The 13,013-nt window shown below is 70.2% G+C and carries 10 protein-coding genes and 1 riboswitch; of the genes, 6 read left to right on the top strand and 4 right to left on the bottom strand.

The genetic code is table 11. The annotated features are described in order from the left end of the window. The first annotated feature begins 34 nt into the window (after positions 1 to 34). Complete coding sequence (locus ACFSCV_RS16510; RefSeq protein ID WP_378800656.1) at positions 35 to 847, top strand: enoyl-CoA hydratase/isomerase family protein; 813 nt, start codon at positions 35 to 37, stop codon at positions 845 to 847. After that, the gene (locus tag ACFSCV_RS16515; RefSeq protein WP_378800657.1) at positions 847 to 2,271 is read left to right on the top strand and encodes a class I adenylate-forming enzyme family protein; all 1,425 of its coding nucleotides are present in this window, start codon (positions 847 to 849) and stop codon (positions 2,269 to 2,271) included. The genes ACFSCV_RS16510 and ACFSCV_RS16515 overlap by 1 nt, the downstream gene beginning before the upstream one ends. Before the next feature lie 42 nt (positions 2,272 to 2,313). On the opposite strand, the gene ACFSCV_RS16520 is transcribed toward ACFSCV_RS16515, so the two are convergent. From ACFSCV_RS16520 to ACFSCV_RS16535, 4 genes are read right to left on the bottom strand one after another with little or no spacing between them, the layout of a single operon-like run. Continuing rightward, on the bottom strand, positions 2,314 to 3,294 hold the full coding sequence (locus ACFSCV_RS16520; RefSeq protein ID WP_378800658.1) for a FecCD family ABC transporter permease: 981 nt from the start codon (positions 3,292 to 3,294) through the stop codon (positions 2,314 to 2,316). Then, positions 3,291 to 4,172, bottom strand: coding sequence for an ABC transporter substrate-binding protein (locus ACFSCV_RS16525; protein ID WP_378800659.1), 882 nt, complete (start codon positions 4,170 to 4,172; stop codon positions 3,291 to 3,293). Before ACFSCV_RS16525 ends, ACFSCV_RS16520 begins: the two co-directional genes overlap by 4 nt. A 5-nt stretch (positions 4,173 to 4,177) precedes the next feature. Beyond that, a complete protein-coding gene (locus ACFSCV_RS16530) occupies positions 4,178 to 6,343 on the bottom strand; it encodes a TonB-dependent receptor (protein ID WP_378800660.1) in 2,166 nt (721 codons plus the stop codon). Continuing rightward, positions 6,340 to 7,131 carry a methyltransferase domain-containing protein gene (locus ACFSCV_RS16535; RefSeq protein WP_378800661.1) on the bottom strand — a complete coding sequence of 264 codons (792 nt, stop codon included), beginning with the start codon at positions 7,129 to 7,131 and terminating at the stop codon, positions 6,340 to 6,342. Before ACFSCV_RS16535 ends, ACFSCV_RS16530 begins: the two co-directional genes overlap by 4 nt. Positions 7,132 to 7,229: 98 nt before the next feature. Further along, positions 7,230 to 7,430: riboswitch (cobalamin riboswitch) on the bottom strand. Positions 7,431 to 7,867: 437 nt separating this feature from the next. Here ACFSCV_RS16535 and ACFSCV_RS16540 point away from each other — a divergent pair. The 4 genes from ACFSCV_RS16540 to nikE are packed head-to-tail and all read left to right on the top strand — an operon-like array spanning position 7,868 to position 13,006. Next, the gene (locus ACFSCV_RS16540) at positions 7,868 to 9,499 is read left to right on the top strand and encodes an ABC transporter substrate-binding protein (protein ID WP_378800662.1); all 1,632 of its coding nucleotides are present in this window, start codon (positions 7,868 to 7,870) and stop codon (positions 9,497 to 9,499) included. Next, positions 9,496 to 10,431: an ABC transporter permease gene (locus ACFSCV_RS16545; RefSeq protein WP_378800663.1), complete on the top strand. Its 936-nt coding sequence runs from the start codon at positions 9,496 to 9,498 to the stop codon at positions 10,429 to 10,431. The genes ACFSCV_RS16540 and ACFSCV_RS16545 overlap by 4 nt, the downstream gene beginning before the upstream one ends. Beyond that, a complete protein-coding gene (locus ACFSCV_RS16550) occupies positions 10,428 to 11,321 on the top strand; it encodes an ABC transporter permease (protein ID WP_378800664.1) in 894 nt (297 codons plus the stop codon). The genes ACFSCV_RS16545 and ACFSCV_RS16550 overlap by 4 nt, the downstream gene beginning before the upstream one ends. Further along, positions 11,318 to 13,006, top strand: coding sequence for a nickel ABC transporter ATP-binding protein NikE (nikE, locus tag ACFSCV_RS16555; RefSeq protein WP_378800665.1), 1,689 nt, complete (start codon positions 11,318 to 11,320; stop codon positions 13,004 to 13,006). The genes ACFSCV_RS16550 and nikE overlap by 4 nt, the downstream gene beginning before the upstream one ends. The last annotated feature ends 7 nt before the right edge of the window (positions 13,007 to 13,013 follow it).

Raw genomic sequence — 13,013 nt, forward strand, 5'->3', positions numbered from 1 at the left:
GGCGTCCATTTCCTCTCCCGCTCAAGGCCGTTCGATGAACTACCGGACGATCCGTTACGAGGTTCTGGGGCCGGTCGCGCGGCTGACGCTGAACCGGCCCGAGCGCGCCAATGCGATCAGCGCGGAGATGCTCGACGAGATTTCGGCTGCGATGGACGCGGCCGAGGCTGACGATACCGTCCGCGCTGTTGTGGTGACGGGGGAAGGCGGAAACTTCTCGTCCGGCTTCGACCTCAAGGACCAGATGGAGCGCCGACCGACCGGCGTGGCCGACTGGCGCCCGATCCTGCGCAAGGATTTCGACGTGCCGATGCGGTTCTGGCGCTCGGCGAAACCGACGATCGCTTCCGTGCGCGGCGCCTGCATGGCGGGGGCCTGCGAGCTGGCGCTCGCCTGCGACATGACGATCGCGTCGGAAACCGCCTATTTCGGCGAGCCGGAGCTGAAGTTCGGCGCCGGTATCGTCGTGATGCTGCTGCCCTGGATCGTCGGGCCGAAACTCGCGAAAGAGATCATCCTGACGGGCGAGGATCGGATCTCCGCCGAACGCGCCCGAGAGATCGGCATGGTCAACCGCGTCGTGGCGGACGCCGGGCTGGACGAGGCCGCGCTGGCGCTCGCGCGCCGCATCGCTGTGATCGACCCGATGGTCGTGCGCGAAACCAAGCGAGCCCTTAATCGCCAACTCGAAGCGCGCGGCATGCTCGATGCGCTGGAGGCCGCGCTCGAGATCGACCTCGCGATCGAGGGCGAGGGCTCGGTGGACAAACGGGACTTCATGGCGGTCGCCCGCGAGAAGGGCATGAGGGCCGCGATCGCCTGGCGCGACGCGAGGTTCGACGCCTGATGGCGCGGGCGCTGCTTCGCTTTCTGGAGACGAGGCTCGCGCGCAGCGCGGGCGTGGTCCAGGACGGAGACGCAGCGCCGCTTCGGGCGACCGAACTCCTTGAGGCCGCGCATGAAATCGCCGCGACGCTGCGGCGCGGCGGGCTTGGCGAGAACGAGCCGGTCTTCGTCGTGGTCGGTAACCGCAGTCTCGATCTCGCGGCGTTCCTCGGCGTCTGGATGGCGGGCGGCGTCGTCGCGCCGGTCCATGTCTCGGCGTCCGAGATCACGTGGACGGCTGTGCGCGCGTCGCTTGGCGCGCGTGTGGTGGTCGAGCGTGGCGAGACGCTCTTCGAGCAGGACGCCCCAGCGCCAGCGCCGCGGCGCGAGCTCGACGACGCCGCGGTGGTGGTCTTCACCTCCGGCACGACCGGCGCTCCGAAGGGCGTGGTGATCCGCCATCGCGGCTTCGCCGGCAAGCTCGCGGCGCTCGAGCCGGTGATGCCATTCGGTCCCGGCGACGTCGTCGCGATCCCGTTGCAGCTCACTTTCATCTTCGGCCAGTGGACGGCGTTCCTAGCGCTCTGCGCGGGAGCAAGCGTCTCGCTCGTCCGGAAGTTCTCGCCGCAGGTCTTCGACGCTCTTCATCTGCGGGACGCTACCGCGCTCTGCGTTGTGCCCTCAATGCTGCGCGCCATGGAGCACGGGCCGCGCCCGCTCGATCGGCTGAGGACGATCGTCAGCGGCGGCGAGCCGCTCGGCGCCGTGCTGTCGGAGACCACGGTCGTCCGTTGGCCGGGCGCCCGGATCTTCGACTGCTACGGGCTGACCGAGACCGGCGCGGCCGACTTCTGCTCGATCTCGACCGCGGGCGAACCGCGCGGCGCATGGATCGGCCGACCGACCGGCGGCGTCCGCTACAGGATACTGGACGAGGACGGCGCCGCGGTTTCGAAGGGCCGGTCCGGCGAACTCCAGATCCGGACCGAGCATGGCATGGCCGCCTATCTCGGCGAGCCGGAGCTGACGGCGGCGGCCTTCGCGGACGGCTGGTTCCGCACCGGCGATCTCGCGGTCGAAGATCCGGACGGCGAGGTGCGCCTCGTCGGGCGGATCAAAGAGGTCATCTCGCGCGCGGGCAACAAGATCTATCCCGCCGAGATCGAGTCCACGCTGCTGCGCCACCCGGATGTCGCGGCCGCGCTCTGCACGGGCGTTCCGGACGAACGGATTGGCGAGCGCATCCACGCGACCGCCGTCCTGAGGGACGGAGCTGCGGCCACCGCCGGCGAGCTTTGCGACTGGCTCGCCGGGCGGCTCGAACGCTACAAGGTCCCGGACGCCCTCGTGATCCGGGACGCCGTCCCGCTCGGGCCGACCGGCAAGGCGAGCCGCGCCGCGCTGCGCGAGATGGCTGTAGGGGAAGCCACGAAGCCGGCGGGCTGACACCCGCGCCGGGTCGAGATCCCCTTCCGCGCCTGAGAAACGTCAGGCCCGTCGCCGGTTGCGCAGGAGCACGAGGAAGAACGGCCCGCCCGCCACGGCCGTGACGAGGCCAAGCGGGATTTCCGCCGGAGGGAGCAGAGCGCGCGCCAGCCCATCGCAGACGAGCACGAGGCTGGCGCCGACGGCCGCGGAGGCGGGAAGCAGCCGGGCGTGCCGCACGCCCACCGTCCACCGGGCGATATGCGGCGCGATGAGGCCGACGAACGCCACCAGCCCGCCCCAGGCGACCGCGCAGGCGACCGCGGCCGCGCCGACGAGCACCGCCGCGCCCAGAAAGCGTTCAGGCGACAGGCCGACGCCGCGGGCCTCGCCTTCGCCGAGGCTGAGCAGGTCGAGCCCCCGCGCAAGCATGGCGGAGACCGCGATCATTCCCGCTGTGAGCACAGCCAGGACGCCGAGCCCCGGCCAATCCGGCGTCTGGATGCCGCCCAGCGTCCAGCTCAGCACGACCTGCAGATTTACGGCGTCGTCGGACAGGGCGAGCATGAGGAAAGAACGGACCGCGCCGAGAATGGCCGCGACGGCGACGCCCGCCAGCAGCAGCGTCGCCGCGTCGAGGCGCCCTCCGCCCGCCGCGGCGAACAGGACCAGCCAGGTCGCGCCCCAGGCGCCGAGAAACGCCAGCGCGGCCAGCGTCGGGCCCGAGGGCAGGCCAAGCGGCACGAGAAGCGCGACCGTGGCGCCGATGGCCGCTCCGCCAGACGCGCCCAGAAGGTAAGGCTCCGCGAGAGGATTGCGGAACACGCCTTGAAAAATCGCGCCGCTCAAGCCCAGCAGCCCGCCCACCAGCGCCGCGGCGAAGGCCCTCGGCATCCGCCATTCCGTCAGCAGGCGGCCGCGCAGACTGTCGTCGCCGACGACGGCCCTCAGGACCGCGGCCGGGGAGGCCCAGTCATGCCCGGCGCAAAGGGCGAAGGTCATCGCGACCAGGCCCGCGGCCGCAAGCAGCGCCGCGGCTCTCACCGCGAAGCGCCGTCGAGCAGAGCCGCGAGCTTCTCGACGCCGTCGACGGTTCGCGGGCCGGGAATGAGAAACTCCGCCCGCGACACCACATGGGCGCGGCCTTCGCGTACGGCGCGCAGCAGGTTCCAGCCCGGCCGGCCCAGCAGGGCGTCCAGATCCTCGCGGCGCCCCGCGAACAGCAGCACGTCCGGGTCGGCTGCGGCGATCGCCTCCACCGAGGCCTGCGGCACGGGCGCTTTGGTTTCGATCGCGAGACGCGCTCCGGCGCGCCGGAGCGCGTCTCCGGTGTAGGTGTCCGCGCGCGCGAGCAGGACCAGGCCGGCGCCGACCGCGCCTGTGATCAGCGCGACGCGAGGGGCGTAACGCCCCGCGCGGGCGCGCGACACCGTGGCGAGCCGCGCCTCCAGCGCCGCCGCGACCGCCTCGCCTCGGGCCGCCTCGCCGGTCGCTTGTCCCACCAGACGGAGATTGACGAGCACCTCGTCGACGTCGCGGGCCAGCAAGACCATCACCGGCACGCCGAGCCGCTCCATGGGCGACACGAGCTGGTGCATGGCCTGCCGGGCGGGCGTCACGATGACGAGGTCCGGGGCGAGATCCACGACGGCGTCGACGGAGAAACCAAGCCGGCCGCCGACCTTTGGTCGCGCGGCGAGTTCCGGCGGATAGCGCGTGAACGCCTCCACTCCGACGATGCGGTCGGCCAGCCCCAGCGCCGCGACCAGTTCGGCGTTGGAGGAGAAGATCGGAACGATGCGCCGGGGCGCGTCCGGCAGCGTCACCGTCCGGCCGGCCGCGTCCACGATCGTAATGGGCTCCGCTCCCACGGGCGCCGACCACGCCGCGATCAGCAGGAAGAGAACGGCCAGCCGCGGCATGCGCTTCAGAACCGGGCGGTGAGGCCGACGATCGCCTCGCGGCCCGGCATCGAGGTGCCCCGGCCGCCATTGGCCAGCGCGGCGTCCAGCAGATAGGGCTGCTTGTCGAGACCGATGAAGATCGGATGCTGGTTCTTGTTGAACACATTGTTCATCGCGGCGAACAGAGACACGCCCTTCGCCACCTCGACGTCGCCCCGGACGTTCCAGACCATGAACGATCCCTTGCGATGGATGTAGCTACGGGTCGGCTCGGCCCCCGCGACCAGGTTCTCTTCGGTGTCGTACCACATCGGCCCGCGCAGCACGCCCTGCGCCTGGAACGACCAGTCGTAGGCGACCCCGGTCTGTCCGAAGCGCGTGCCGATGGCGGCCTGGGTCCGGTACATGCGCTGCGGCCGGTCGGTGTTGGCGGTCGCCGACGCGCCCTTGTCCTTCATGTGGAAGTTCCAGGCGCCGTTGGCGTAGCCGGTCCAGAACCACGGGCCGGCCTCGCGGCCCGCAAGGCGCAGCAGGTTGGCGTCGAACTGCAGCTCCAGCCCGCGCACGACGATATCGCCGGAATTGTTGACGTAGTCGGACGTGTTGGAATTGTCCGAACGCAGCCGTGTGGTGATGCGATCGGCGATCACGTTCTGGAACAGCGCCGCGTCCAGGTTCCAGCCGTCGCCGCCATAGGCCGCGCCGATCTCGACCTGACTGCTGGTTTCGGGATCGAGGTTCGGATCGCCGAAAATCCGGCCGCCGCCCAGGGTGTTGAAGTCGGCCGCGAGTTCCGTGGCCGTGGGCGCGCGGAAGCCGGTGGAGTGGCCGGCGCGCAGGACGAGACGCTCGGTCGCCTGAAAGGTGGCGCCGAGCGAATAGGTCACGGCGTCGTACTCCTCCGTCCGGGTGAGCTGGTTGGCGAGGTTCGGCGTCCGGTCGAAACTGGTCTCGCCCCATGTGCCGCGCACGCCCGCGCGTAGGGTCAGGCGGTCGTCGAGCAGCTTCTGGGAATCCTCGGCGTAGAGCGAATGGACGCGCTCGGTCTGGTTGTTGTCCTGCGGCGAGACCTGTGCGAGCGGATTGCCCGGAACGCCGACGCGGTAGCGGTCGGAGCGCAGCCTGCTCGTCTCCCAGTCCCAGCCCACCAGCAGGTCGTTGCCGGTCCAGAGCGTCGCGCTCGGCTGGAGCTTCGCGCCAAAAATTTCAAGCTCGCGCCTGTTGTGGTCGAGCGCGGCGCCGGGCACCGGCCTGCCGTCGGAGCCGCGGATCACCGGCGAAGCCCAATGGAAGTCGTCCACGTCCTGCACGAAATAGGTCTGCGCGTTCCAGCGCACGCGGCCGCTCGGCATTTGTCCGCTCCAGGCGAGGTCCAGCGAGCGGTTGTAGCGGTCCTCCTCGCTGTGCTCGTTGGCCCCCGATCCCCGGAAGCCGACGTCGTAGACGCCGTCGGCGCGCGCCATGACGTCGACGCGATGGTCCTCGTTCAGCTGAAGACCAAGCGCCGCCGTGGCGCCGCCTCTTTTCCACGCGGTGTTGTCCATCCGGCTTCCGCCCTTGCCGGAATGGTAGTCGCCGCGCCGGCCGCCAGAGACGCCCACATACCAATCGACGCTTTCATAGACGCCGCCCGTCTGCGCCCTCCCCTGCAGCAGGCCCCACGAGCCGCCGGACGCCTCCAGCCTGACGCCGGGCGCGGTGCGGCCGGTCTTCATGATGACGTTGATCACGCCGCCGATGTTCTGGCTGCCGTAGATCACGGAGGCGGGGCCGCGGACGATCTCCACCCGCTCCACGTCCGCCGGCGAGAGTTTGGACAGATTGGCGGTGCCGGCGCGGCGGCCGTTGATCAGCACCAGAACCTGGCTGCGAAAATCCTTGCCCTGTCCGTCGGTCGCGCCGCCGCGGATGTTGATCGAGGTCTGCCCCGGCGTCCATTCGCTGAAGAAGCCGACCGCGTTCTCGGCGAGGAGATCGGTCATCGACCTCGCCTGGGAGCGCTCGATCTTCTCGCGGTCGAGCACCTGCACCGTGCCGGCCACGTTCTTGCGCGCCTCGGGACGGCCGGTCGCCGTGACCACGATGTCGTCCAGCACGATCGCTTCGTCGTCGGCGCGGGCGGGATCGGCCGCGCCGCAGGCGAGCGCGGCCGCGGCGCCGATCAGCGCGAGAGGGCGACGAACGGTCATGTCAGACTCCAGATCAGGATGGCCGAGCGGCGCGGAACGGAAAGGCGCAGGACGCCTTGCTCCGGCCGCGCCTGGGCCGCGAGATGGTTGAAAAGGACGGGCCGGCGCGGGTCGGCCTCGGGCCAGCCAAGACGGCCGGCGAGATAGGCCGCGAGCCGCGGCAGATCGCTGACGATCAGGGAGAAGGTCCAGCCGATCTCGGCCGTGACCGGCGTCCTGTCGGCGGGCGCGAGGCCCGCCATGACGATGTCGACGCCGGGGGTCTCGTCCTCGCCGTGCCACTCCCTCGGCAGACAGCCGGCGAGGCAGAGGCCGCGCGGGCCGTTCTGCGCCGGCACGACCCAGACGACGCGGCGCCGGGCGAGGTTTCGGCAGCGGGCCAGGAACGACGCCGGTTCAGTCAGCGGCGCCGGCATGTTGGCGGCCAGCACGGTGTCGGCGGGAGCGACGCTGGCGTTCTCCCAGCCGGCGGCGACGATCTCGGGGGCCGGATCGAGGCGCGCCAGCCTGTCCCTCATGGAGGCCGACGGCTCCACCGCCGTCCAGCGCCGGCCCTGCTGGCGCAGCGCCGCGCCAAGCTGACCGCCACCCGCGCCGAGGTCCAGAAGATCGCCTACGGAGGGAATGAGCCGACGCAATGCGCCGCCCACGCCCGCCACATAATCGGACGTGTCGATGCCGCCGGCGTACAGCGCCAGCGGATCGATGGGGCTCGCGCCGACCGCGTCGAACGGCGGCGGCGCGGGCCGCGGAAGCGAGACGACGTGTCCGTGACGAGACGACTTCATTGGACCCCGAACGCAGATCGCGTCGGGCGAACGAAGGCGTCCCCGCAACCACGGAGGCGCCCGCGGCCGGAGCGCCCCGCCGGACACCCCGCCCGCGAGACAGATCACACGCGACGGCAGGTCTCCTGGCTCGCGGGTCGCCGCGCTTGCGTCGCCTTCCCAGGTTCTCGAAAGACCCAGTGGCCGATGACGAAGCGCTCGCCGCTCACAGTTGCGGGGGCAGCCGCGGCTTCCGGGCGATCAGCCCGCACCGCGTTCCCTTTTGATCCCCAAGGGGAACCGTCGGATGCTCGATTACGGCAACGCTGCGGCCAGGACAAGGCTACAATATGTCTCGGGAAGCCGTCGTTACGGGTCACGTGGCCCGAGACCGGCCGTCAGCTTCAATTGAAACGCCTCGGACGCCGACAGCGGCCGTCGCGGTCTTACGAGCGCCTACCGCCATCATTGGCGGCGCAGTCAATAGACGACACGGCGACTTAGGGCCTCCGCTCCATGCCCTCATTGGCGTACGCCCAAAAATGAGGCGGCGAGCACGTTGACCAAATCATTCCACTTAATCTATCTGATTGATGTACATATCTGGGCGGAGCGGCTTGGCGCCTCTTCGTCGGGGAGAGGCGCCTCAGGCGCGGGCGGCCGGGCCTCGGCCGGCGGGACATGGAACGGACGCTCGTCGCCACGGCCTCGCTTGCCTCCGATTTCTTTCACAACACACCTCGAGACGAGCCGATCGATGATCGCAACCTTTCTTCACCAGCGCGCTCCGCGGCTTGCTTTCGCAACATTCGCCGTGGCGCTCGCCAGCGCCGGCGCCGCGCATGCCGAGCAGCCGAGATCCGGCGGGGAGCTGACGTTCGGCGTCACGACCGAGCCGGCCTGCTTCAACCCGCATCGCTCGGAGCAGCAGAACTCCTTCATCGTCATCCGCAACTTCATCGATTCGCTGATCGCGAAGGGCGCTGACGGACGGTTTCTGCCCTGGCTCGCCAAGGAGTGGACTGTCTCGCCCGACGGCAAGACCTACGACTTCAAGCTGCGCGACGGCGTGACGTTCCACGACGGCGCGCCGTTCGACGCTGAGGCGGTCAAATTCAACCTCGACTTTGTCAAGAACCCGGCCAACACCAACTCGGCCGGCCAGCTGCTGCTCGCCTATCAGAGCTCGGAGGTGATCTCGCCGACCGAGATCCGGCTGACGCTGTCGCGACCGGATTCGACGCTGCTCGAGTCGCTCGCCAGCATCCGGCTCGGCATCGTCTCCCCGAAGGCGTTGCAGTCCGGCGACCGGCTGTGCTCCGGCGGCCCCGCGCTCGCGGGCACGGGACCGTTCGTGTTCCAGTCGTACACGCGCGGGCAGTCGGTCCAGCTTGTGAAGAACAAGGACTACGCCTGGGCGCCGGGCTACGCGGCGAACCAGGGGCCGGCCTATCTCGACAAGGCGACCATCCGCTTCCTTCCGGAATATTCGGTTCGGGCCGGCGCGCTGTCGTCCGGCCAGATCGACGTGATCGAGGGCGTGCAGCCGACCGACGTGTCGCTGTTCAAGGATCAGCCCGGCTTCCAGTTTCTGGTCGGGCCGTCGGGCGCGCAGACCTCGTTCACGCTCAACATCAACTACACGATCCCGCCCGCGACCGACGTCCGCGTCCGGCAGGCGCTGCGCGACGGGGCCGACATCGGCGCGCTGGTCGAGAGCGTCTACCTCGGCACGGTGCGCCGCGCTTGGTCGAACATCGGCCCGGAAAACCCGTTCTATAACAAGGCGCTGGAAGGGACCTGGGGCAACGACGCCGCAAGGGCCAACGCCCTGCTCGACGAGGCGGGCTGGACCGTCCGGGACGCCGAGGGCTTTCGCACCAAGGATGGCAAGCGCCTGACGATCGAAGTCGGCTATCCTCAGCCCTTCGTGCGCGACAACCGCGACGTGCTGATCCAGGGCGTGCAGGCGCAACTGCGCAAGAACATCGGGTTCGACCTCAGGCTCCGCATCAACACCGCGGGCGACTGGGCGCAGCAGAAGGAGAAGGGCACCTGGACCATCTACCCCAACACCTATCTGCCGGCCGACGCCGCGCAGGAGCTGCAGGGCAACATCGGCGAACAGGGCTTCATCAAAGCGGTCGCGGACAAGGGCGACAAGGAGCTTTTCCGCCTGATCAACGAGGCGCTGCAGGCGACTGACGTCGAGGCCAAGAAGCAGCTGGTCGACGCCGCCCAGAAGCTGGCGGTGGATCAGGCGTACATCGTCCCGCTGTTCTCGGCCAACTACCAGCTCGCCGCCAAGGACACCGTCCGCGGCCTTTCGTTCGAGGCTCAGCTTGACTCGCCGGCGAGCCTCCACGGCGTCTGGCTCGCGAGCCAATGACGGCTCGAAGCGCCATCTGGAGCCGCGTGCTGTCGCGGCTCGGGACCAGCGCGCTGGTCGCCTGGGGCAGCATAACGGCGGCTTTCGTGGCGCTTCACGCGCTTCCCGGGCGGATCGAGGACATTCTGGCGGGCGACCTCGACTATCCCGGCCTGCGCGAGGCCATCGCGCAGGAATGGGGCCTCGACCGAAGCCTGCCGGAGCAATATGTCGACTTCGTCGCGCGGATCGCGACCGGCGACTTCGGCGTCTCCTACGCGCTGCGCCAGCCGGTCGCCGAGATCGTCGGATCGCAGGTCATGCCGACGGTCCAGCTCGCGGGCGCCGCAGGCGCGCTCGCGATCATCCTCGCGGTGGTCGCCGCCACGCTGACCGCCGGTCGCGGGCGGATCGCGCGCGGCGCGGCCTCGCTGATCGAGCTCACCTGCGCGTCCGCGCCGGTGTTCTGGATCGGCATCCTTCTGCTGATGGCGTTCTCGTTCTCGCTGCGCTGGTTCCCGGTTTCCGGCGGCCAGGGCTGGAAATCGCTCGTGTTGCCCGCCGTCGCGCTGGCGCTGCCGACGGCCGGGCTGCTCGCGCAGGTGCTGCGGGAGGCGATGGAGAAGACGCTGGAGCAGCCCTTCATCGTCACTGTGCGGGCGCGGGGCCTCGGCGAAAGCCTGATCCGGGTCCGGCACGTGCTGCGCCATGCGGCGCTGCCGGCCGTCACTCTCGGCGGCTGGCTGATCGGCGGCCTGCTGGGGGGCGCTGTGATCACCGAGAAGGTCTTCGGCCGGCCGGGCCTTGGCACGGTCACGCTCAACGCGGTGCTCACCCACGACGTGCCGGTCGTGCTCGCGGTCGTGCTGCTCGCCGCCTTCATCCATGTGGCGGCCTCGACGCTGCTCGACATCGCCTACGTGGTCATCGACCCGAGACTGAACGCCCAATGACCGAGACGCTTCCCTTTCCCGACTCCTCCTCAGCGGGAGCGCCCGGCCGCCTCGCGCGCCCGAGACTCGCGGGCGCGGCGCTGCGACTTCCTCGCGCGGCCACAATCGCGGCGGCCGGTTTCGTCGCGGCGCTCGCGGTCGCGGCGTTCTTCCCGCAGCTTCTCACGCGCTACGACCCGCTCGCGGGCGACGTTCTGGCCTCGCTCAAGCCGCCGAGCGCCACGCATCCGTTCGGCACCGACAGGCTCGGCCGCGACGTGCTGGCCCGCGTGCTCTACGGCGCGCGCTACTCGCTTCTCATTGGCCTCGCGAGCGCGGCGATCAGCGTCGTGTTCGGGGTGCCGCTCGGACTTCTGGCGGGCCTTCGGAGCCGTTTGCTCGATGAGGCGATCTGCCGGCTGTTCGACGTCATCTCGTCGTTTCCGGGCGTGCTGCTCGCCATGCTGGTCGTGACGTTTCTCGGCGCCGGCATGGAGAACATCGCGGTCGCGGTCGGAATCGCGGGCGTTCCGAAGTTCGGCCGCATCGTCCGCGCCCAGACGCAACTGGTGCGCGACGCCGATTACGTCACCCACGCCAGCATCTACGGACGCGGGCGGATCGACATTTTCGTCCGCCACCTGCTGCCGAACGTGCTGACCGCGGTGCCGGTGGTCGCGACGGTCTATGTCGGGACCACGATCCTCGCGGTGTCGGGCCTCAGCTTCCTGGGCCTCGGCCCGCAGCCGCCGACGCCGGAATGGGGCGTGATGCTGGCCGAGAGCCGCGACGTGCTTCGCGTCGCGTGGTGGCCGGGCGTGTTTCCCGGCGCGGCCATCACCTTGACGGTCATCTCGTTCACCGTCCTCGGCAACGTTCTGCAGCGCCGCTTCGAAGGGCGCGCGTCGTGAGCGCCCCGGCGAGCGGCCCGCTGGTCGACATACAGGGCCTGTCGGTCCGGTTCGGCGCGACGGACGCGCCGGCGGTCCGTGACGTCGACCTGCTGATCCGGCCGGGCGAATGCGTCGCGCTCGTCGGCGAGTCCGGCTCCGGAAAAAGCGTCACGGCCCGCAGCCTCATCGGGCTCGCCGGATCGCAGTCCCGGATCGAGGCGAAGCGGTTTCTGATCGACGGCCGGGACGCCCGCAATTTCACCGAACGCGACTGGAGGGGCCTCCGCGGCACGTTCGCGGGGCTCGTCATGCAGGACGCGCTGACCTCGCTCGACCCTTTGCGCACCATCGGCCAGGAAGTCGCCGAGGTTGCGGTCCATCATCGCCTCCTGAAACGGGGGGACAGCGTCGACCGTCTCGTCGTGTCGACGCTCGCGCGCGTCGGGGTGCCGGAGCCGGAGGCGCGCGCGCGGCAATACGCCCATCAACTGTCCGGCGGCCTACGCCAGCGCGCGCTGATCGCGGCGGCGATCGCGGGCGGCCCGCGCCTGATCATCGCCGATGAACCCACGACCGCTCTCGACGCCACGGTCCAGGCGCAGGTGATCGGGGTGCTGAAGGCCCGCATCCGCGAAGGCGCCGCCGTGCTTCTCATCAGCCACGATCTCGCCGTGGTGGCGGGCGTCGCTGACCGTGTGCACGTCATGCGCGACGGCCGCGTGGTCGACGCCGGCGCGACCGCCGACGTGCTTGCGAGACCGCGCCACGCCTATACGCGCCAGTTGATCGCGGCTTCCCCGTCCAAGGACTCGCGCGGGGCGCGGCTGTCCTCGGCGCGGTTCGCGTCAGGCGAGGACGAGGCGATCCGCATCGTGCGCGATCCCCTGCCCGTTCGTCCGCCGATCGCCGACACGGTGGTGCTCGAAGCCTCCGGCCTCACGAAGCGCTATCGCGCCCTAAACGGCGGCCGGGGCGAGGCGTTCACGGCGCTCGACCACGTCTCTTTCCGCATCCGCGCCGGAGAGGTCGTCGGCCTCGTCGGGGAATCGGGCTCCGGCAAGTCGACCTGCGCGAAGATCGTGCTCGGCCTGATCGAGCCGGACGAGGGCCATGTGCGTCTGCTCGGCAAGCCCTGGTCAGGCGTGTCTGAACGCGAACGGCGGACCTTGCGGTCGAAGCTGCAATACATTCCGCAGGATCCGCTCAGCAGCTTCGACCCGCGCTATCGCGTGTCCGACATCATCGCCGAGAACGTCGCGGGCCTCGACCGTCCGGCGCGGGCGAAGCGGATCGAGGCCCTGCTCGAGCAGGTCGGGCTCGACCGCAGCGTCGCCGCGCGACGCCCCCTGTCGCTGTCGGGCGGCCAGCGCCAGCGCGTCGCGATCGCCCGGGCGCTCGCGGCGGAGCCGGCGCTCATCGTCTGCGACGAGCCGGTTTCGGCGCTCGACGTCTGCATCCAGGCGCAGGTGATCGACCTGATCGCGGAGCTGCAGTCGCGGCTCGGCACGGCGCTGCTGTTCATCTCACATGATCTGGGTCTCGTCCGGCACGTCGCCGACCAGGTGGTCGTGCTGAAGGACGGGCGCGTGGTCGAGCACGGCGAGGCCGACGCCGTCTTCCGCGCCCCCAGCCACGCCTACACGCGCGAACTCATCGCCTCGTCGCCGGCGGCGCTGGTCGCCGCCGCGAACCCGCTTCACTGAAGGGACA

The sequence above is a fragment of the Methylopila henanensis genome (assembly GCF_042681025.1).
GTDB classification, from domain to species: Bacteria; Pseudomonadota; Alphaproteobacteria; order Rhizobiales; family Methylopilaceae; genus Methylopila; species Methylopila henanensis.

What these genes read in the sequence shown, in the direction of transcription:
- ACFSCV_RS16515 (WP_378800657.1), top strand. Translation starts at nt 847, where the DNA reads ATGGCGCGGGCGCTGCTTCGCTTTCTGGAGACGAGGCTCGCGCGCAGC.
- ACFSCV_RS16535 (WP_378800661.1), bottom strand. Translation starts at nt 7,131, where the DNA reads ATGAAGTCGTCTCGTCACGGACACGTCGTCTCGCTTCCGCGGCCCGCG.
- ACFSCV_RS16545 (WP_378800663.1), top strand. Translation starts at nt 9,496, where the DNA reads ATGACGGCTCGAAGCGCCATCTGGAGCCGCGTGCTGTCGCGGCTCGGG.
- ACFSCV_RS16530 (WP_378800660.1), bottom strand. Translation starts at nt 6,343, where the DNA reads ATGACCGTTCGTCGCCCTCTCGCGCTGATCGGCGCCGCGGCCGCGCTC.
- ACFSCV_RS16510 (WP_378800656.1), top strand. Translation starts at nt 35, where the DNA reads ATGAACTACCGGACGATCCGTTACGAGGTTCTGGGGCCGGTCGCGCGG.
- ACFSCV_RS16550 (WP_378800664.1), top strand. Translation starts at nt 10,428, where the DNA reads ATGACCGAGACGCTTCCCTTTCCCGACTCCTCCTCAGCGGGAGCGCCC.
- ACFSCV_RS16525 (WP_378800659.1), bottom strand. Translation starts at nt 4,172, where the DNA reads ATGCCGCGGCTGGCCGTTCTCTTCCTGCTGATCGCGGCGTGGTCGGCG.
- ACFSCV_RS16540 (WP_378800662.1), top strand. Translation starts at nt 7,868, where the DNA reads ATGATCGCAACCTTTCTTCACCAGCGCGCTCCGCGGCTTGCTTTCGCA.